This window comes from Paenibacillus sp. S02, from assembly GCF_019454065.1.
GTDB lineage: Bacteria > Bacillota > Bacilli > Paenibacillales > Paenibacillaceae > Paenibacillus > Paenibacillus polymyxa_B.
On record NZ_CP073682.1, the window covers coordinates 2,124,603 to 2,144,643 of the forward strand.

Sequence of the window (20,041 nt, forward strand, 5' to 3'; positions counted from 1 at the left end):
AGATCATTTGTAAGAAATCTATCTATTTAGCATCTAATTTTGGTAGAATAGGTTCAAAGTATAATCAAAGCCGTATTAAAACTGACATCGCGAGTATGCTTAGTGTTGAGCGGAGCCCTATAGAGAGGGTCATGAAAGCATTAGGCGGCAGGGGGGAGGACATGATGCGAAAGAGCTGGTACAGGAGATTGCTTTTTTCCTATTTCCCGATTTTTATGTTAACGGTGTCGATCCTCATTTTTTTATCCTTCCTGATTGTAAACGAAATATCGCGCAATGAAACTGGAAAGGCGAATCGGATTACAACCGGATTTGTGATGGACAGTGTGGAGAAGTCGCTGACAAAGGTAGAAATGGACGTATTAAGCGAGGCGGAGACGAACAAGAGCTACAGTTCTTTTCTGAATGGGCAGGCGCAAAGTGGCAGCACGATGCTGTATGGGCTAGTTGGAAGCCTGCGCGCGCTTAAGGATAATCATGAACTGGTACATTCCGTTTATATTTATCGAACGAAGGATCACACGGTGTTAACGAGAAGTGGACTTCAAGATGCTTCAACATTCGGTGATTATCCGTATATTGAGCAGGCTCTTCGGTCGGAGGATCGGCAGTGGTCACCTGTGCGGGAATGGACGGAGCCGGGAACACATACGTCAGAACGTGTGATTTCAATGCATAAGCGCCTCCCGTTGCCTTTTGGAGGACAAGGGCTGCTGGTAATCAATATCGGTGTGTATCCGTTGCAGCAAATGATTGGTCAAATGACGAATCCGACAGTTTCCTATCTGGTGATTAATGATGCTAGCGGTCAAACCATTTATCCAGCTGCATCCGGTACAAAAGATGCTGTAAAAGCAGAGGACGGGCAGCAACTGACTCATCTGATGTCCCCCCGGCTGGGATGGAGTTTTGAAAGTGGTATTCGTGCCGGACAGTTGTTCGAGTGGGTGTCTGTTATCTCTTACGTCTGGATTGTAGTTGGATTGGCTGTTGTTATATTAGCGGTGATCTACATTATTTATGTGACTCGCAGAAATTACAGGCCAATTCAGCTGATGATGCAGCGTATTCAACAACTGCCCAGTCGTCCGGGTGAAGAAAACAACAAGGATGAGCTGTGGATGATTGATCATGCGTTGCAAAGTCTGATTCGGCAAACGATCGATTATGAACAGCAGGAGCATGCGAATATACTCATTCGGCGGCGGCAGCTGTTCCTTGATCTTATGGAAGGTACAGGCACCGAAACGGTAGAGCTTCGGCTGAATAATCTTTCTCCTTTTGCGGATGGCGGGAAGAGAGGTGTTACTCTGGTCTATGCTGTCATGGTGGTAGAGTTGCACGATCTGGATCTGCCACAAACAGCAGACGGTAGCAGACGTTTAGAGGATCATGGGGGCGAAGATCAGCGTTTAAGCCTGTCGTTGCTTGGTATGGTACAGGAACTAGCAGCTACCTATGGATGGCAGGGCTGGGCAGAATGGATGAGTCGTAAAAGAATCTCCATTTTATTGCGGAAAGAGGTAGAAGATGGGGAAGGCTTACTGGGTGTGAAGCTGCAAGAAATGGCACAAACAGGCTGTGAGTGGCTGCATGGGCATCTGGGTGTACAGCTCACGATTGGGATAGGTGGCCAGATTCACGAGTTGGAGCATATTCAGGATTCTTATCGGTCCGCCATTTCTGCCCTAAGGTACCGGTTAACGCTGGGAGTACGTGATATTGTGACCAGTGATCAGGTTCCGCAAGCCAATGACATTCCATTATACTCATATTTGCCGCTGATTTCGGAGACGATTCGTTCTTTTCGGCTGGCGAGCCACGATTGGCGTGTACAGCTGGAAGGACTATTTGAAGCGATGGAAACAGACAAGATGAAGGATGGAGATATTTTAACGGTAATGCAGTGGATGCAAGAGCTGCTGGAACGGGAAATGCGTGAGATGAAGGATGTATCGGGGGCGCTGGATCGTTATTTTAACGGACCGGAAGCAGAAAGATGGAAATGTGAGGTCGAGTCTGCGTCTTCATTGGCTGTGATGCATACGCTAATGCTGGAGCACATGACCACTGTGTATCGGACTTATGTTGCCGCCAGTGAAACCAAAAGCTACCGGGCTATGGTTAGCGAAATGAAGCAATATATTGAAGAGCACTATACGAATCCGGATTTATCGTTAAATCATTTGAGTGAACGTTTTGATGTGTCACCTAAATATGCTAGTCATCTATTTAAAACAGAATTTGATATGAAATTCGTTGATTTTTTGACTCGGCTCCGTATGAATCATGCCCAGCAAATGCTGTGTAATACGACCGAAACAGTTCAGCATATTGCGACTCAGGTTGGTTATGCCAATTCGATTACCTTTGGGCGGGTATTTAAGCGGGTAGTCGGCGTAACGCCGGGAGATTATCGCAAGCTGAGATTAAAACCGGAGGATTCATTAACAGGGGGAGCGCTATAGGCGCTCGCCTTTTTTGTTTTTTCATTAAAAGGGGGAGTAAAGCGCGTCAGTTTATGGGGCGGAATTTAGTTTATTGCGGCACAGGTGTTCAAATGCGATACTTATGTCCATATCTTGAACCTACAGGGCGTCAACAGCCGATGTATTGGCAGGCATGATGGCGAACCGGAATGACGGAGGATGGCTATGGCGGACATGTATGTACAAAAGCAACACAGGGATGAGCCGAAGGCTTCCGGCTGGGCCGCAGGCATTGATGTTGGCGGGACGAAGACGCTGATCTGTATCGGCACAGCAGAACAGCAAGTAGTGGTGAGGCATAAATTTCCGACGATTCATACGAAGGATGCCCATTTTTTCTTTGAGAGTTTATTCGAGGAGCTGGAACATTGTCTAAAACAGGAAGGCTTGTCGCTGGCACAGTTAAAAGGCATAGGTATCGGTTTCCCCGGTGTGGTAGATAACGATAGCGGAACGATTACCCACGCCCCGGCAATTCCATGGAGTGTTCAAGATCGTATACATGGCGACAGTACGCATGGCGGTAATGCGCATGAAAGTATACGATCTATTGTTGCACACCGATACAGTGGTCGCTTGGTGCTGGATAATGATGTGAATATGGCTGCTTTGGGAGAACAATGGTTAGGGGCAGCTCGGGGATTACGGCATGTGATGATGATAACGGTGGGAACAGGTATCGGTTGTGGCCTTATTTTAAATGGAGAGATGTATAAGGGAGCCGCAGGCGGAGCAGGTGAATTGGCTTATTGGATTGCAGGCGAGGAACAGGCACGGCAAGCAGCAAAACAAAAAGGGACGGACGAGTTCGGTGTGTTCGAATCTTTGACATCGGGTACGGCGATCACGCGCAGTGTAAAATCAGCACTCGCCTCTGGCATACCAGGTACACACATGATCCAGCTAGCAGGAGGAAGCAGAGATGAGGTAGGGGCGAAACATGTTTTGCAAGCGGCGTCCGAAGGGGATGTAGAAGCACGGATGATTTTAGAGCCTGCACTAGTGCATATGGCGATGGCTTTGACGAATGTGATCAGCCTGCTGAACCCGGAAATGATCGTTGTAGGTGGCGGTGTAGCAGAAGGTAACACGTATTATTTGGATGAAATTCGGCAAAGAGTAGCCTTATGGACGGATACTCCTTGTACTATTGTACCTGCTGGTCTAGGTAATGAAGCCGGGGCCATCGGAGCATTGGCTACGATTCTGGACAGCTCGGTACGCTAAACAACAGGGAGGTTTCCAGATGGTGGGCTCACAAATGCTGAAGCTACGAAGCTTCTATTTGTTTATTGGCTTGGCAGGGGGCATGTTTAATCCGTATTTGACACTACTGCTGGTTCAGAATGGATTAACGAGCAGCAGTGTCGGTGTTCTGATGGCGATGGGTACGCTGGTATCCATTTTGGTTCAGCCGATATGGGGAATTATTGTGGATCAATATCGTCAAATGCGGCTGGTGCTCATTTTGAGTGTAGCGGTTCCGGGAATTATGGCTGTATGTTATCATTCGGAGCGTTTTGTTCTGATGGCGCTTGTGTATTCCATTATGGCAATATTTACGGCAACGCAGGCGCCGATTGCGGATTCCTATGCGATTGTAGCGGCCAAGAAGGCAGGAACGACCTATGGCAGTATACGATTTATGGCGAGTATAGGCAATGCGGTGGGCGGTTACGCCGGGGGGCTATTTGTATCGCTGTTATCTGTGACTATGATGTGGGTGCCTTTTTTGGTGCTGAACAGTCTTGCGGCCCTGACGGCGCTAGCGTTGCCGAAAAATACGGAGGAAGATCTCGTGCTGCGCAAATCGTTTTCGGACGGCATTGGTCAATTGATCCGCAACAGGACATTTTTAATATTTTTGGGGGGCAGTTTTTTAGTAAATCAGACGTTAACCGCATTCAACACCTATTTTGTATTGGCCTTTAAGATGTCGGGAGGACTTACGAGTTTGGTCGGGGTTGCTCTGCTGATTGCGTCCATTACGAATGTCCCCTCAATGCTACTCGCTTCACGAGTGATTCGAAAGATTGGGTTAGAGAGAACTCTTTTGCTAGGGGCAGTCGCTTATATGATTCGATGGGGAATTCAATTAGCTTTTCCCGACCCTACCGTTATGATTGCTGTGCAGGTGCTGCACGGATTGTCATTTGGTTTTTTCTACATCGCAGCGGTCGAGTATGTTTCACATGTAACTGAAAAGGATATGCAAGCGACCGGACAAAGCGTGTTCAATATGGTATTTGCCGGGCTGGCAGGGATTGTAGGTAATTTGTTAAATGGCTTTCTTCTTCACGCTGGAGGACCGCAATTAATGAACCTGGCGTGTCTGATCAGCGCAACCTTGGGGGCATTAATGATGGTTTATGTATCACGTAGCCGTAAGGATGGGAAAACAGGGAAGGTACGCAAGCTATCCATGAGCCTCCCTTCAGAGACTTCACAGTAGGAGTAGTGACGTTAGTATTTCATTGAAATTAACAAAATGTAGTGTGAGCATCGCGCCCCTGATGAGGGTGAGGATGCTCTTTTTTTTGTGTTAAATAACGTGATATGGAATTATAGCTCACACAAAACGAACAAAGAAAATGGTTTATTCACAGGAAAATAGTGATTTTTAATAAAAGTAAGCGCTTCATCATATTCAGTAATCGCTTTCAATCAACCGGTTTATGATTGGAAACTAGTTTATTGTCAGTTTTCCTGCGGTCATGTCATACTAAGGCACATCCCGGATCAAAAGGGACAGACTCATGCCGATGCATGATATGCCATAATCTCCTCATCAGAAGAGGCGACGAACGGGAAAAGCAGACAAAGGGGTGTTCAGGAATGAGTGGGAATAAGGCTGGAGGAACATTGAAGAAGCTTCGTCTGCTGCTTGCAGCTACGGTTGCACTGTCGGTTGTATTGAGCGGATGCTCGTCGGGTGAGGCGGACAAGGCTTCGACCGCTACCGGAAACAAGGGTGGTTCATTGAAGGTTGAAATTTTTGACAGAGGCAATACACCTCAGGGCTATACCATTACTGACAGCTATTTAACCCGATATGCAAAAGAAAACTTTGGCAAACCCAACGATATTGATCTGACGTACGTACCCGTTCAGCGCTCCGAAGAAGTAACCAAGCTGAATGTTCTGATGGCTAGCGGTGGTGATGTACCTGATATCGTGTTCACTTATGATTCCGGAACCTTTGAACGGTATGCGGAGCAGGGTGGACTGACAGACTTGACCCCTCTGCTGAATGAGTACGGCCCAAATCTTAAAAAATTCCTCGGTGAAGATACGCTCAGCTACGGTCAGGTGGGGGGCAAGCAGTTCGCCATTCCCGGCAAGCGTACCATATTAGGAAAATATTCCTCTTTTATTCGCCAGGATTGGCTCGATACGCTGAATATGCCTGTTCCTAAAACGACAAATGAACTATACAACACGCTAAAAGCGTTCAAGGAAAAAGACCCTGGCAAGACCGGCGGCAAGGTAGTTCCACTGGGGATGACGATGGAGCCGGGGCAATATGATCCGCTGTTGTGGTCTTTTATTAAGCCAGTGACAGATGAGCAGAAATATACGCTAACCCAAGAGCTGGGTTCCCGTGACTATCCAATCCTGCTACCTGGATTCAAGGATGGAGTTCAGTTTATGAACAAGCTTTACAATGAGAATCTGATCAGCAAGGACTTTGGTCTGGATAAGGACAAAAAACAGCTGACTCAGGATATTCAGAGCGGAAATACTGGTTTTTTCAGTGAAGATTACGACAACATCTATTATAATGACTCCGCCTATCCGAATCTGTTGGCTAACCAGTCCACAGCGAAGCTGACTCCAATGGACCCTTATACCAACAGTGAGGGTAAACACGCCAAGCCAGAATTTGCATCCAATGGACTCTACATTATGGTACCTAAATCCAGTGAGCATGCCATTGAGGCGATCAAGTATCTCGACTGGATGTCTTCCGAGAAGGTGCTGCTTGATATGCAAAATGGTGTGGAAGGCGAGAACTATACCTTGAAAGACGGAATTCCAGTTGCCAAGGAGAAACCGACACAAGAAGCTCAGGATCGTATCTATAATCAGGGTGATGTGGTCATTATTGCGAATGGCAAGATTGCAGGAGACGATAACAAAAACAAGGAAGCCTTTGTTTTGGGTATGCCGTCCCAATTCCAGGAGGATGTTCGCAAGGCGATGGATATTTCCAACACGGACACAATTTCACCAGTGAAATTTGACCATCCGATTAAAGCCGAGTCCAAATACAGTAACTCATTGCTGGATAAGTTTGACGAAATGGTCGTTAAATCCGTGATGGTGCCTCCGGCGCAGTTTGATGCAACATTCGAAGCGGCGTTGAAGGATTATATGGTGAGTGGCGGTCAAGCGATACTGGATGAGCGTACCGAAGCTTATAAGGCCATGACAGGCAAGTAAGAAGGCGGAAAGTAAAGGAGGAGACAGCGCATGAAAGGGAACGTTTACTTCCGCAGATATTGGCAATTATACGCGTTGCTTGTGCTGCCCCTGGCCTACTTCATTGTGTTCAAATATGGTCCGATGTGGGGCGTACAGATCGCGTTTAAGGATTTCAACTTTTTTCAGGGAATTACAGGGAGTGAGTGGATCGGGTTCGATGCGTTTAGAGAAGTGTTTCGTATGGACGATTTTTATCGAACGCTGCGCAATACCATCGTTCTAAATCTGCTTGATTTGCTGGTATCTTTTCCAGCACCTTTAATCTTGGCGATTTTGCTCTATGAAATGAAAGTAGTCTGGTTTAAAAAGCTGTCACAAACGATTTTGTACGTTCCCCATTTTATTTCGTGGGTGATTATCGGCGGGATTGTGTACCAGGTGTTTGGTACGCAGTCCGGCATGATCAACAATGTGCTTACTTCACTCGGGTTTCAGGCGATTCCATTTTTGACAGATAAAAATGACTGGGTACTCACCTACCTGCTGACAGGGGTGTGGCAAAGTGCAGGCTGGGGAACGATTTTGTACCTCGCAGCCTTGACCGGGATTAACCGGGAATTGTTCGAAGCTGCCGAGGTAGATGGTGCAGGACGCATGAAAAGAATTTGGTATATTACGATCCCTGGCATGAAAACGACAATTGCTACGCTGCTTATCATTAATTTGGGTAATATGATCACCATTGGCTTTGATCGTCCTTATGTAATTGGAAATGTGGCGGTTCGAGATTATTCTGATGTACTTAGCACGTTTGTATATCGCATCGGGATGGAGTCCGGGCAATATACGCTGGCTACGGTGGTGGGCCTGTTTCAGGCTGTGGTTGGTCTCATCTTCGTATTAGGCGCTAACTATGCCTCCAAGAAACTGACAGATGAAAGTATTATGTAAAGGAGCTGACATCTGATGAGTGAACGTACTGCAAATCGCACCTTTGATATCGTAACCACCGTGTTGGTGGCTGTGGCTGTACTGCTGTGCTTGGCCCCGTTTATTCACATTTTGTCTATTTCCTTTAGCTCAAACCGGGCCATTACATCCGGTGAAGTTACTTTGTTCCCGGTTGAGTTCAATTTAAAAGCATACGGAAAGGTCTTTTCCGATATGAGCATGATCCGTTCGCTTGGGTTTACGGTTATGCTGACGGTGATCACGACAGTGCTGAGCATGTTAATGACAATTATCGCAGCATATCCATTAACGAAGAAACACCTAAGAGGTCGTAAAACGATTATGTTCATCATTGTAGTAACGATGTTTTTCAGCGGCGGCATCATTCCTGAATACATTCTGGTGCGCGACTTACATTTGTTGAATAATATGTGGTCCCTTATTTTACCCAGTCTGATCAGTCCGTTTTATTTAATTATTCTAATTTCTTTTTTTAACGGGATTCCGGAAAGTTTGGGAGAAGCAGCAGAAATTGATGGCAGCAGCCAGTTCGGCACTTTGATTCGGATTGTACTGCCGCTGTCCCTGCCCGTGCTGGCGACATTAAGCTTGTTTTATGGTGTAGGCCGTTGGAACGGATTTCAGGATACGCTGATGTATATTCAAAACCCCGATTTGTTCCCTTTACAGCTCAAGCTGTATCAAATGATTCAAAATAATATGGTATCCGAGCTAACCAGGCTGGAAGGAGCCAGTGGCGCAAGAATTACGCCCGAAGGGTTGAAGGCAGCAAGTGTCATTTTTGCAACGGTTCCAATTCTGCTAGTGTATCCGTGGCTGCAAAGATATTTTGTCAGCGGCGTGATGGTGGGAGCGGTGAAAGGATGATGACAATGAAGGCGAAGGGGGAATATTCCTTTTCCACCTGTTGGAATATTAAAAAGCATACGGTCGGCCGAGAACTTGTAGAGGAAATCCGTCAGTTGGGCTTTAGCAGGGTGGAGTTGAACTATAACATTACCCGGGAAATGCTGACGACGATTGAGCCTATGATTGAGCGGGGAGAAATCGGCATATCGAGTGTGCATAATACATTTCCTCATACACCAGACCCGGATTACGGCACGGATTCCGTTCTGCTCGGGTTTGACGATGAAAGCAAGCGACAACGTGCGATAGAGCTGCTGGTGCAATCTGCGGAATATGCGCATCGTTATGGTGCAAAAGCGGTAGTTGTGCATCCCGGAGAGGTTCCATTTCCATATGATATCAGTGAGGAACTAGAGGATATTTTCAATGAGCAGGGCAGGGATTCTGCTGCTTATCAAACGTTATGGGGCCAAATGCTGGAGCGTCGGAATTCACTGAGTGGGCACTATGTACAACGCATCCGTGATAGTCTGGAAGAAGTGTGTGACCGCATCGCATCCAAGGGATATGATGTAGCCATTGGCATTGAAACGCGTTCACGTTGCTATCAGATGCCTACGTTGCAGGAGGCAAAGACGATTATAGATCGTTTGAAGGGTGCACCTGTCTATCTGTGGTATGACATTGGACACGGTATGATTATGGACCAAATGGGACTGTACGACAACGCCAAGGAAGCCAATGAAATGATCGACTATATTCTCGGTGTTCATATTCATGAAACCATTGGATTATCCGATCACTGGTGCCCTTATATTCATAGTGGTGATCTGGAGTTCTTCGATCGTTTCGTGAATATTATCCGGCAGGCCCCTATTAAGGTTTATGAGCTGAAAGCAGCTTGTCAGCCGGAGGATATTGAACGTAGCCATGAGTTGCTGACAAGTAAGATAGCGAAGCTTCAGCCGCAAGGATGATAAACGATTATGCATATTACAGGGGTTGAGAGGAATGTATAGTAAAATCGTAGCGATCAACGATGCCTGGGTAAAACCAGGTATGGACCATCAGGTACTGGATGCTGACAGCCGTTATTACGGCGGAGTGACTGATGATGATAATGGAATCGCTTGGCCTAATCATTCGGTCGGTACTCCTGCCGCAATGGCGATCTGGGCGGCAGCGCTCGTCAATCCAGATTCTGCATATTATCGGAATGAGGATGTACTCATCCGACTGGAGCTGGCTGCGCAGTACATGCTACGTGTGCAGCATGAGGACGGTTCTATTTCACCGGGCTGGACCAATTTTCACTCGCCACCGGATACAGCGTTCGTGGTGGTAGGCTACGCCCAGGTCTATCAGCTGCTGGTTGGTGACGACTGGCTGGAGCTGCGCCGGGTGATTGATGCGATCCGCTTGTTTCTGGAGCGGACGATCCCGGTCATGCTGACCGGAGGTTGCCATACGCCAAATCACCGTTGGGTATTGTGTGCTGCGCTGGGATTTCTACATGAGCTGTTTGACCTGCCCGAGACGCTCGTGCGGGCTGAGGCTTGGCTAGCCGAAGGGCTGGACGGGACGCCAGATGGCGAATGGACGGAGCGCAGCAACGGAATTTATAATGCCGTTAGCGATATTATGCTGATTCATGCTGCCCGATTATTAAAACTGCCGGAGCTACTAGAGTCGGTGCGCCGTAATTTACGCATGATGGTGTACCTTGTCCACCCTGATGGCGAAGTGGTCACAGAGTATTCAGGGAGACAGGATTTTGGGGTGATCATGAACTTATCTTCTTATCTTCTACCATATGCCATGCTGGCTACAGAGGATGAGGACGCTATATTTGAAGCGATGGCTGTCGCCGCTATTCAAGTCATGGATCATCCTGGCGGTGTTCCTATCAATGCAACTGTGCGCTTTTTACTAGATCCGCGTTTGCAAATTCGTGAAGTATCGCCGGCTACATTACCTGTCACCTATAACCAACTACTGAACGGAGACTTCCCAAGGGCTGACTATCTGAGTCGAATGGATGAGGCAGGCCATCACCAGCAGATTTATCATAGCCGACTGCATACGGACTTTGGCGCACCAGTCGTTCGATATCGGCAGGAGGACACCAGTGCCACGCTGATGACCGAGGCTTCATCGTTCCTATCGTTGCGGCACGGAGATGCACGATTATTGGCAGTTCAGGCTGCATCGTATTTCTCGCCTGGTTTTGTACCCATGCAGAAGCTGACAGCTCACGAACATGGTTGGGCTCTGTCGGGCACACAGGTCAAAGGTTATTATGGCCCTGTAGCGACCTTAGATCTGCCGCCTACCTCGCAGGAGGAAGTCAGTCCGTGGTACTTGCTTCCGCATCACAAACGGCCATTAACCCATGAACAAAAGCATGAAATTCGGGTCGATGTGGATCGTCAGGGTGATGTGTGGACGCTTCGTTTTCGCTCAGAGGGTCCAGTAGATTGCATGGCACAGATTAGTTTTATTTTTGGGCGCGAAGGACGCTTCACTTGCGGGGAATACCGGCTGATTAACGAAACGGTTCAATGTTGGACTGGTGGTATGGCGCGCTATGAATCTGGGAATGCGTGGTTTGAGCTGATGGGAACAACCGTAGAGCATATGGCTAATTCGGTAAGGGGAGCCACTCTCCCCATGGATTGCCATACATTGCTGGTCAACTGGATGGCTCCGTTTGATCAGACGATCCGCATTCGTATGTCGCCTTTACCTGTGAGTGAAGTCTAAAACACAGTAAGCATCTATTTTTCGGGGATGAGGTCAATTCCCGGAGAACAGATGTTTTTTTATGTTCATTTATGCCGAGGTAGAGCGCTTCCATTGAGCTTGAAGCCATTGTGGTGTACACTGTCCAGAACAGGTGTAAATTGGAACGTCAGGAAGGCAGGACGGTTACAAGGAGGAAAAGACACATATGTATGCCCGTTTAAGATCGTTAAATTATCCGCTAAAACTCTATGTTTTTTTAGCACTGGCCTTATGCTCCGTAATCAGTACATTGTGGATCATTAACGTGCGACTGCCCTCAGGGGGCCGCCCTTATCTTTTTATTTGGTGGAATATGATGTTGGCCTGGATTCCTATGCTGTTGACGCTACTGCTTGATGTAATGTACAGCTCGTGGAGGCGGGGAACGAGAACATTTTTACTCTGGGTTACGGGGGCGGCATGGCTTTTCTTTTATCCCAATACACCCTATTTGATCACAGATTTGCTGCATGTATTCGCCAGATATCCATTTCTCGGGGAGCAACGTTTCTGGGGAAATCCGTACTTTTGGAATCATGTACTGGGAATGCTGCTGGTAGCCGTACTTGGCCTGACAATGGGTTTTGTATCGCTCGAATCCGTACGACAATTGGTACAGCGTGCACGGGGTGGGCTTGTTAGTTGGCTGTTTATGCTGGCGGTACTCTTGTTGAGTAGCCTGGGTATTTACATTGGCCGTTTCTTTCGAGGGAACACATGGGATATTGTTTCTGCGCCCTCTCAACTGTATGCACAGGTATCTTCCATATGGGCAGACTCCTTGCAACGTACTCATTTTGTGGAGTTTAGTGGGATGGTATTCGTCATTTTGCTCGTCAGCTATGTATCCACGATGTGCGTAGTCTGGATGGGGAACAACCGCCAGGACGAATGGCGTCGCTGGTGATTTGATTGCAGCTGAGTGGCTGAATATCATCAAAAAATGTAAAAACAAAGGAGGAATAGCTACAATGAACGGACAGAATCGATCCGATATCCGCGCTGGTCTTCAGGTAGATATTGTACTTAAAAAGGATCAGCCTACCGGTAAGCTGACACGCGGAACGGTGAAAGATATTTTGACCAATTCCCCGCGTCATCCGCATGGAATCAAAGTGCGTTTGACAGACGGACAGGTTGGGCGTGTCAAACATATCGTAACGAACGAAGGCTAGAGCTTTGGGCTGAGGAGGAATGAAGATGAACCAGGCAACGGCATGGTCTAAAAATGATCGCTACCCGCTTGTTTTACTTGTATTGCTGGCGCTTGCCCTCATTTGGTCCTTGATTCGCCCGGCGGATTATTTTACATGGGTACTGGAAGTTCTCCCGGCGGTTTTGGGAGCTGTGCTGTTGGCGGCTTTGTACCGTAGATTTCGGTTTACCAATCTGGTATACACCCTAATCTGGCTGCACGCATTGATCTTGATTGTCGGTGGACATTATACCTATGCCGAAATGCCACTGTTCAACTGGATTCGGGATACGTTCGGACTGGAGCGCAATTATTATGATCGACTTGGGCATTTTGTACAAGGTTTTGTACCCGCACTCATTGTCAGGGAAGTGCTGTTGCGTAAAACGGCCTTGGGAAGCGGGAGCTGGCTCACTTTCCTCACGGTTAGTGTATGTCTTGCGATCAGCGCTGTGTACGAGCTGATTGAGTTTGCTGTAGCCAAGGTAACCGGAACGGCAGCAGAAGCCTTTTTGGGCACACAAGGAGATGTATGGGATACCCAATGGGATATGCTTCTTGCGTTCATCGGTGCCTTGACCGCAGTGATTTTGTTGAGTGGGGTACATAACAAGCTGCTGAAACAATTAAGGTATTAGCAGAATTTATTTACCTCGCCTTTTTCATGCTATCTGGAATTTCGCTGTTTTTGAAGGCTACATTCGCGTCATGGGACGGCTGTCAAGGTGTAGGGTTGCTGCGTCCATGTAGCTGTCCAGTAGCCGTTCAAAAATACGGTCCCACGTCTGCTCCAGGCTGTAGGCTCTACCCGCTCTGGACATCGAATCGCGAAGTGAGGCATCCTCGTACAACAGGTGTACAGCTTTGGCAAAGGCAGCGGCGTCCCCAGCAGGACACAAAAGCCCTGTTTTTCCATGGATTAGATTATCTTTTACCCCGCCTTCATTGGCACCGACCACAGGTGTACCGCTCGCCATAGCCTCCAGTACAACGTTGCCGAAGGTTTCCGTGGTGGAAGGGAAGAGAAATACGTCGGCTGCGGCGTAGAGTTCAGCTAATTCCGGGCCTTTCACAAAACCAAGCCAGTGGACTGCATGCTCCGGCACTCCTATATCCGCTGCAGTTTTGACCTTATACAATGGACCATCTCCTGCAATGACCAGCACAGAGGCTGCGCGGACGTCGTCGGGTAACTGGAGATAGGAATCCAGTAACGTGTCTATCCCCTTTTCCGGTGCAAGCCTGCCCACATACAAAATAACAAATGCATCTGCATGAACGCCCCATTTCTTCCATACTGCATACCGGTCCACCTTTGGTTGAAATCGGTCAGTATCAATGCCTCTACTCCAGATTTCGAGCTGCCCCATTCCTTTATTGCGCAACAATTCCATGGTTGATTGAGAAGGGACATACACCCTTTCGCAATGTCTGTGAAACCAGAGCATGTATTTCCATAACGCAGGTTCAAGCCAGCGAAGCTTGTAATATTCGAGGTATTTATCAAAGTGGGTGTGATATGAGGCGACGAGTGGAATATGGTGTTTGGCTGCGTAGCTTGTTCCATACAGGCCAAGGTTAAACGGAGTAGCGACATGAATCAAATGCGGGGAAAAGGCTAACAGACGCTCGTTGATCTGTTTGGCGTTGGGGATCGCAAGTCTGCATTCCCGGTACAATAAAAAGGGAATACTTCGAAATCGCTCCACACCCGGCCCAGAGGGCAGATGATGATCTGCCTCCGGTGCGAAGACGAGCGTAGATACTCCATGTGTCTCCAGATAGCCAATCCATCGTTCCAGGGTCAGAGCAGCGCCATTCACGTCAGGCGTATACGTGTCCGTAAATAATGCAACTCGAAGCATGCCTTCATTCCTCCTCCGCCATTCTCATTTATCCTATGACGTTCCAGGGGAGTCCGCTTGGAGGCTCCGGCTTTTATTGTGTCATGATTTTGTTTACGGGCTTGCCGGGTTTTGTAAAAGCTGGCCCGCGGACGGGCGCTTTTCTCGGAACATTCTGTAATAGACGAGGGAGGACAAAATATAGAAAACACCTGTCATGCTGAATGTGATGGCATAGCCCCAGTAGTTGCCATAAGTTGTAACTAAATAGGCTTGTACAGGTCCCATACCTGCGGTGCCTAGCATCCAGGTCGTCTGGAGAATGGAGTTGGCAATGCCACGATTTTTATCTGACACACGTTCGACGAGAATGGCGGTTTGCAGCGGATTGGCTGCATTCATTAGTGCTTGCCTGAATAGAAAGCTGATGGAAGCGATCCATAGCACGTTCGTAAAGCCTGTAATGAGAAGGAACGGTAGCGAAAGCAGTTGGAAGCCAACTACAGCTCTGACCAGTCCAATTCGGCTGCCGAGGGTAGGTCCGATCAACATGGAGAGGATGGTCATGAGCTGGCCGAGTGCAATCAGTAAACTCATTGCGCTGAGCGATACGGAGAAGCGGTTCGTAAAATACAAATTAAGATACGGGATGACCAGACCTGAACCCAGTCCAAGAAAAAACTGGGCAAGAACAAATTGTCCAATAACCCGGCGATCAGAAGCAGCAGCAGGCGTCTCCGAGGCAGGTATATCGGATGTACTGTGCGGCGTATGTACTTGTTCTGTTTGAGGTGAAGATTCGGCAGGAGCTGGTGCTTCTAAGGTTGCCGTAGTTTTTGTGATGAATAATAGAGGAATAAAGGCGGTCAATGTTGCCATTCCTCCAAGGAACAGAGCAACCCGCAGACTGGATAGTGGTGTGATTCCCCACGTCTGCAGCCCATCTGCGAGTACGCCACCCCCGAAGCTGCCTAGGACTTGGGCTGCCAGTACAAGAGCTGAGTAATAGCTGAATATTTTTAAGCGTTGGGCTTTACTTATGCTTTCCGCTAAAAAAGGCACAGCCAGCACCTGAATAAAGGCGGCGAATACACCTGAGATTACGGCAAATACCAACATGCTTCCGCTGGTATCTGTAAAGGTACGGGCGAGAAAGGCCAGGCCGCTGAATAACGCGCCGATGACCAGCATATTTTTGCGGCTCGTCCGATCCCCCAAAAATCCGACCGGAATGAACAGTAACGCCGTCGCTAGCGCCTGCATGCTGACCACTTGGCCGTTCATATCATCGTCAAAGCCAAGCTTTTGGACATACAGGTTGTACAGCACAGAAAACATTCCTGTACCCATCTGGTACAGCAGATTGGCCATAAAAAACAATCGGATATTACGCGGCCACTTTCGGGGCTCTTCTAACATTTTGCTAATCCATGACACGATGAGTTCCTCCTGTGACGTTGTTGCAAATAAGTTAATTCTGTTGATATGTATTCTATCAGGAACTGTACATTTCATAAATATTCCTGATCTCCGATTGTTTTGGGTAATAATAAAGCATGGACTTTACATTGAATTTTCATTATAGTAATTCGGTATGAATAAATTTGAAAGGTAAGCAGGAGGGATGGCTTTGGCTTTTGGAGCACGGGTGTTAAAAACGGGAATCGCAGTGACGCTCGCCCTTTTTCTGAGCACGCTTTTGAACACCCATTCGCCTGTGGGGGCAGCGATAGCCGCTATTTTTGCCATGCAACCGTCGATATATAGGTCGTGGCGTTATTTTCTGGATCAACTCCAAACAAGCACACTAGGTGCAATTATGGCGTTGCTGGGCGGAATGGTATTTTCGAATGAGCCGATTGCAGTCGGACTGGTATGTGTATTGGTACTTATGATATGTCTGAAAATAAATATGGCGGATACGGTTGGATTGACACTTGTGACCGTTGTTTCTGTAATGGAAGCCTCAGGGGACTGGAAATTTGCGGTGACCCGCTTTGCGCTAACTTTGATTGGGATTGTGTCTGCTTTTGTCATCAATGTTAGCGTTTTTCCCCCGAAACCGAAAAGGCAGTTTATTAATCAGATTCAAAATGTATTTAACAGCATGTCTTTGTTGCTGCGTACTGCCATTTCCGATGAGATTAAGGAGTCTGTCTTTAAAGAGGAAAAAGGAAATTTGGAGGGAGCCATTAAATCGTTGTCGGACAAATATCATTTGTTCGAGGAAGAGCAGAAGAAGCTCAATCGCTCTAAGTTTAGTCAAACGAGACAAATGGTAGTATACAAACAAATGCTCGGAAGTTTACACAAGGGATATGAGGTACTGGATGCAGTGGAAAGGCACTACTTCCAGTCTTTACGGCCAAAGGGAACGGATGCTTTTTTTGACAGTCATCTGGAGCTACTGATTCGTTTTCACGAGCATGCTCTACTGAAATTCGAAAATAAGCTAAAACCGAATGAGGACGAAAGTGAATTGTTTCAGCAAGCCAACGGCGAATTTATGAAGCATGCGATTACACGTTTTGACCATTGTCAGGAAGGAATGCTGCGGCTTTCCATTGTGGCTGCGGCGATGTACGACTATGGTCATCAGCTGGAGAGGTTGAGCAGACTGGCCGATCATATTCATCCTGTAGAAGAGAGCAGATAGGCGAATTTCCTAAAAGAAAAGCGACCACATTCATCAATCAGATGGCTGGTCGCTTTTTTATGTAATGAATTCAAGTGTGTAAGAACAGGTTAATAGAAGGTTGCCAGAACGCACAAAAAAAGCCCGCTGGTTGCGAACAGGGACTGAACTTGCTACAATAGAGGATGCTCTGTTTTATGGTGAAACCATATGCATAAGTTGTGAATCACACTTCTTTTTACATTATAGCATGCTTCAAAGGATTAGTCAATTTTCCCGGATCAGGGGGATGCCGCGAGTATGCCCGGGTCCATAATAGAGCATAGTTTGTACGCAAGGGAGCCCTGCGTGGAGCAGGAGGAAACGGAACAGGAGCGATGTCAGTGACTACTGAACAGCAATGGAATGAAGAACAACGAAGAGTAGAAGATGTGACCGCAGTGATTAGCGGGCGTATTCGGAAGCTAGAGACAGAGGTTGGTTCTGTGCGCGGAGATGTCGTCGATATGCGTAAAGACTTCTGGGATGAGGTAACGATCAATTTCAGTGAGGCAGATGATGTGGGCGAGACGTCCACCAGTTTGCGTCAGCAGTCTGAGATTTTGTCTGAGCGGGAACGAAGACACAAGCACTCTACAGAGGCGTTAGGTCGTTTGAAAAAGTTGCTTGATTCACCGTATTTTGCACGCATTGATTTTGCTGAGAAAGGGCAGACTGCGGAACGTGTTTATCTGGGGATTGCCTCCCTGCTGGATAATCAAGATGAGGAGTTTCTGATCTACGACTGGCGCGCGCCTATTTCCAATCTTTATTACGATAACATGCCGGGGCCCGCTTCATATAAGAGCCCGGCAGGGGAGATGGAAGGGGAACTCACGCTCAAGCGCCAATTCTCGATCCGTGATGGACAGATCCGTTTTATGTTCGATACAGGGGTGACGATTGGAGACGAACTTCTTCAAGCAGTATTGAGCCGCAGCTCGGATGCTCAAATGAAAAGTATTGTCGCTACCATCCAAAGGGAGCAGAATCGCATCATTCGTGATGATCGAAGCCGGATGCTCATTGTTCAGGGGGCGGCAGGAAGTGGCAAAACCTCTGCTGCGCTTCAGAGAGTAGCGTATTTGTTGTATAAGTACCGGGATCGCTTACGAGCAGATCAGGTCGTGTTATTTTCGCCTAACCCGATGTTCAACAGTTATGTATCGACAGTATTGCCTGAATTGGGTGAGGAAAATATGCTTCAGGCCACGTTTCAGGAATATTTGGAGCGGCGTTTGGGCCGGGAGTTTCAGTTAGAAGATCCATTTGAACAGCTGGAATATGTGCTTTCAGCGTCGTTACAGCCTGGGTATGAAGCCAGGATGGAGGGTATCCGCTTTAAGTCGTCCAAGACATTCTTGCATGTGATTACAAGCTACAAGACGTATTTGGAACAGGAGGGAATGCGTTTTAAACCCATCCGCTTTCAGGGACGTGAGGTAGTTTCAGTAGAGCAAATGGCACGCAAGTTTTATGAATTCGACTCTACGGTGCGGCTGGCGAACCGATTGGAGCTGCTGCGGGATTGGATGCTCAAAGAGCTGGCCCGCTTTGGTAAGGAAGAATGCTCCGCCCCATGGGTGGATCAACAGATGGATCTGATGGAGCCGGAGGATTATCAGCGTGCCTATAACCGCATGCGCCGTAAATCCAAGAATAAGGGCGATACCTTCGACGATTTTACGCGTGAAAGAGAAATATTGGCGCGTATGGTGGTCAGTGACCGCTTAAAGCCCCTGCGCAAATGGATTAAGGCGCTTCGCTTCGTAGATACGACCCGGCTCTATAGCGAGCTGTTTATGAACGAGACGCTGCTGAGCCAACTGGCGAATCATGCAGAGCTGCCCGTCATCTGGGGTGAAATTAGTCGACAAACTCTGGAACGAATTCAGGCTGGGGAGTTAGCGTATGAGGATGTGACACCCTTTTTATATTTGCGTGAGCTGATGCTGGGTTTCCGTTCTAATAGCAACATCCGTCACGTGTTTATTGATGAAGCACAGGACTATTCCCCATTCCAACTGGCTTTCTTCAAGCGCTTATTTCCACAGGCTAAAATGACGGCACTGGGTGATTTTAATCAGGCTATCTATGCCCATGCCTCGGTGCTTCAGGATGCAGAGCCATTGTATGACTTGTATGGTGCAGATCAGACCGAAATGATTTCCCTGACACGCAGCTATCGCTCAACACAGGAGATTGTTGAATTTACCCGGGAAATGGTCGCTGAGGGAGAGCACATTGTACCGTTTAATCGTAAGGGTGAGAAGCCTCTTGTAACCGAGGTGCGTTCGCGTGAAAAGTTGCATCAACAGATAGCTGGGAATGTCACAGAATTGTTGGCAGAAGGCTATGAATCCATCGCAGTGATTTGTAAAAATGCTGACGAAAGCGCGGCAGCCTACGAAGCGCTGGAAGGAAAGCTGTCAGTGAAGCCAAAATTAATTAAGAAAACAACTCCTGCTTTCGAAAAGGGGATTCATATCATTCCGGCCTACCTGGCAAAAGGCGTGGAATTTGATGCGGTCCTGATTTATGACGGATCAGCGAAACAATACCAGCGTGAGAGTGAGCGTAAGTTATTCTACACCGCCTGTACGCGAGCGATGCATCTGCTGCATATTTATAGCATAGGGGAGATTACGCCATTCGTGAGTTTACGGGATTCGGATACGTATACCCGCAAAGTGGAAGAAAGTGATCGTGTTCTATAGAGAGGACATTGTGCAATCAGCTGGGGACCAATGCCTTAGAAACCCTTGCGATGATTGAATAGATGTAGAGTTGGCTGGCATTATGGAGCGTA

15 protein-coding genes are annotated in these 20,041 nt (G+C 47.6%); 13 read left to right on the forward strand and 2 right to left on the reverse strand.

Annotation, left to right across the window (positions count from 1 at the left end):
* Positions 1–161: 161 nt before the first annotated feature.
* The 11 genes from KAI36_RS09475 (at position 162) to KAI36_RS09525 (ending at position 13,352) form a co-directional block, all read left to right on the forward strand.
* Entirely contained in the window at positions 162–2,468 is a 2,307-nt protein-coding gene (locus KAI36_RS09475) for a helix-turn-helix domain-containing protein (protein WP_220027585.1), read from the forward strand.
* 186 nt (positions 2,469–2,654) lie between these two features.
* Entirely contained in the window at positions 2,655–3,716 is a 1,062-nt protein-coding gene (locus KAI36_RS09480) for an ROK family protein (RefSeq protein ID WP_220027586.1), read from the forward strand.
* Between the two features lie 19 nt (positions 3,717–3,735).
* Positions 3,736–4,941: an MFS transporter gene (locus KAI36_RS09485; protein WP_220027587.1), complete on the forward strand. Its 1,206-nt coding sequence runs from the start codon at positions 3,736–3,738 to the stop codon at positions 4,939–4,941.
* A gap of 383 nt (positions 4,942–5,324) precedes the next feature.
* Positions 5,325–6,932 carry an extracellular solute-binding protein gene (locus KAI36_RS09490; protein ID WP_220027588.1) on the forward strand — a complete coding sequence of 536 codons (1,608 nt, stop codon included), beginning with the start codon at positions 5,325–5,327 and terminating at the stop codon, positions 6,930–6,932.
* A gap of 30 nt (positions 6,933–6,962) precedes the next feature.
* The gene (locus tag KAI36_RS09495) at positions 6,963–7,865 is read left to right on the forward strand and encodes an ABC transporter permease (RefSeq protein ID WP_025721738.1); all 903 of its coding nucleotides are present in this window, start codon (positions 6,963–6,965) and stop codon (positions 7,863–7,865) included.
* A 15-nt stretch (positions 7,866–7,880) separates the two neighbouring features.
* Entirely contained in the window at positions 7,881–8,753 is an 873-nt protein-coding gene (locus KAI36_RS09500; protein WP_220027589.1) for a carbohydrate ABC transporter permease, read from the forward strand.
* Positions 8,750–9,712 carry a sugar phosphate isomerase/epimerase family protein gene (locus KAI36_RS09505; protein WP_220027590.1) on the forward strand — a complete coding sequence of 321 codons (963 nt, stop codon included), beginning with the start codon at positions 8,750–8,752 and terminating at the stop codon, positions 9,710–9,712. The genes KAI36_RS09500 and KAI36_RS09505 overlap by 4 nt, the downstream gene beginning before the upstream one ends.
* Before the next feature lie 34 nt (positions 9,713–9,746).
* On the forward strand, positions 9,747–11,498 hold the full coding sequence (locus tag KAI36_RS09510; protein WP_220027591.1) for a hypothetical protein: 1,752 nt from the start codon (positions 9,747–9,749) through the stop codon (positions 11,496–11,498).
* A gap of 187 nt (positions 11,499–11,685) precedes the next feature.
* The gene (locus tag KAI36_RS09515; protein ID WP_069080066.1) at positions 11,686–12,426 is read left to right on the forward strand and encodes a DUF1361 domain-containing protein; all 741 of its coding nucleotides are present in this window, start codon (positions 11,686–11,688) and stop codon (positions 12,424–12,426) included.
* Positions 12,427–12,490: 64 nt separating this feature from the next.
* Entirely contained in the window at positions 12,491–12,694 is a 204-nt protein-coding gene (locus KAI36_RS09520) for a YwbE family protein (protein ID WP_025721733.1), read from the forward strand.
* 25 nt (positions 12,695–12,719) lie between these two features.
* On the forward strand, positions 12,720–13,352 hold the full coding sequence (locus KAI36_RS09525) for a DUF2238 domain-containing protein (protein WP_220027592.1): 633 nt from the start codon (positions 12,720–12,722) through the stop codon (positions 13,350–13,352).
* A gap of 57 nt (positions 13,353–13,409) precedes the next feature.
* Here the strand turns inward: KAI36_RS09525 and KAI36_RS09530 are convergent, their stop codons facing one another.
* Both KAI36_RS09530 and KAI36_RS09535 read right to left on the reverse strand, forming a co-directional pair.
* A complete protein-coding gene (locus KAI36_RS09530) occupies positions 13,410–14,579 on the reverse strand; it encodes a glycosyltransferase family 4 protein (RefSeq protein ID WP_220027593.1) in 1,170 nt (389 codons plus the stop codon).
* A 93-nt stretch (positions 14,580–14,672) separates the two neighbouring features.
* A complete protein-coding gene (locus KAI36_RS09535; RefSeq protein WP_220027594.1) occupies positions 14,673–15,995 on the reverse strand; it encodes an MFS transporter in 1,323 nt (440 codons plus the stop codon).
* A gap of 187 nt (positions 15,996–16,182) precedes the next feature.
* Here KAI36_RS09535 and KAI36_RS09540 point away from each other — a divergent pair, with 187 nt between their 5' ends.
* Complete coding sequence (locus tag KAI36_RS09540; protein ID WP_220027595.1) at positions 16,183–17,214, forward strand: FUSC family protein; 1,032 nt, start codon at positions 16,183–16,185, stop codon at positions 17,212–17,214.
* A 356-nt stretch (positions 17,215–17,570) separates the two neighbouring features.
* The gene (gene helD / locus KAI36_RS09545) at positions 17,571–19,949 is read left to right on the forward strand and encodes an RNA polymerase recycling motor HelD (protein WP_258382276.1); all 2,379 of its coding nucleotides are present in this window, start codon (positions 17,571–17,573) and stop codon (positions 19,947–19,949) included.
* The last annotated feature ends 92 nt before the right edge of the window (positions 19,950–20,041 follow it).

What these genes read in the sequence shown, in the direction of transcription:
- KAI36_RS09520 (WP_025721733.1), top strand. Translation starts at nt 12,491, where the DNA reads ATGAACGGACAGAATCGATCCGATATCCGCGCTGGTCTTCAGGTAGAT.
- KAI36_RS09500 (WP_220027589.1), top strand. Translation starts at nt 7,881, where the DNA reads ATGAGTGAACGTACTGCAAATCGCACCTTTGATATCGTAACCACCGTG.
- KAI36_RS09485 (WP_220027587.1), top strand. Translation starts at nt 3,736, where the DNA reads ATGGTGGGCTCACAAATGCTGAAGCTACGAAGCTTCTATTTGTTTATT.
- KAI36_RS09495 (WP_025721738.1), top strand. Translation starts at nt 6,963, where the DNA reads ATGAAAGGGAACGTTTACTTCCGCAGATATTGGCAATTATACGCGTTG.
- KAI36_RS09530 (WP_220027593.1), bottom strand. Translation starts at nt 14,579, where the DNA reads ATGCTTCGAGTTGCATTATTTACGGACACGTATACGCCTGACGTGAAT.
- KAI36_RS09515 (WP_069080066.1), top strand. Translation starts at nt 11,686, where the DNA reads ATGTATGCCCGTTTAAGATCGTTAAATTATCCGCTAAAACTCTATGTT.
- KAI36_RS09475 (WP_220027585.1), top strand. Translation starts at nt 162, where the DNA reads ATGATGCGAAAGAGCTGGTACAGGAGATTGCTTTTTTCCTATTTCCCG.
- KAI36_RS09540 (WP_220027595.1), top strand. Translation starts at nt 16,183, where the DNA reads ATGGCTTTGGCTTTTGGAGCACGGGTGTTAAAAACGGGAATCGCAGTG.
- helD (WP_258382276.1), top strand. Translation starts at nt 17,571, where the DNA reads ATGTCAGTGACTACTGAACAGCAATGGAATGAAGAACAACGAAGAGTA.
- KAI36_RS09510 (WP_220027591.1), top strand. Translation starts at nt 9,747, where the DNA reads ATGTATAGTAAAATCGTAGCGATCAACGATGCCTGGGTAAAACCAGGT.
- KAI36_RS09505 (WP_220027590.1), top strand. Translation starts at nt 8,750, where the DNA reads ATGATGACAATGAAGGCGAAGGGGGAATATTCCTTTTCCACCTGTTGG.
- KAI36_RS09525 (WP_220027592.1), top strand. Translation starts at nt 12,720, where the DNA reads ATGAACCAGGCAACGGCATGGTCTAAAAATGATCGCTACCCGCTTGTT.
- KAI36_RS09490 (WP_220027588.1), top strand. Translation starts at nt 5,325, where the DNA reads ATGAGTGGGAATAAGGCTGGAGGAACATTGAAGAAGCTTCGTCTGCTG.
- KAI36_RS09480 (WP_220027586.1), top strand. Translation starts at nt 2,655, where the DNA reads ATGGCGGACATGTATGTACAAAAGCAACACAGGGATGAGCCGAAGGCT.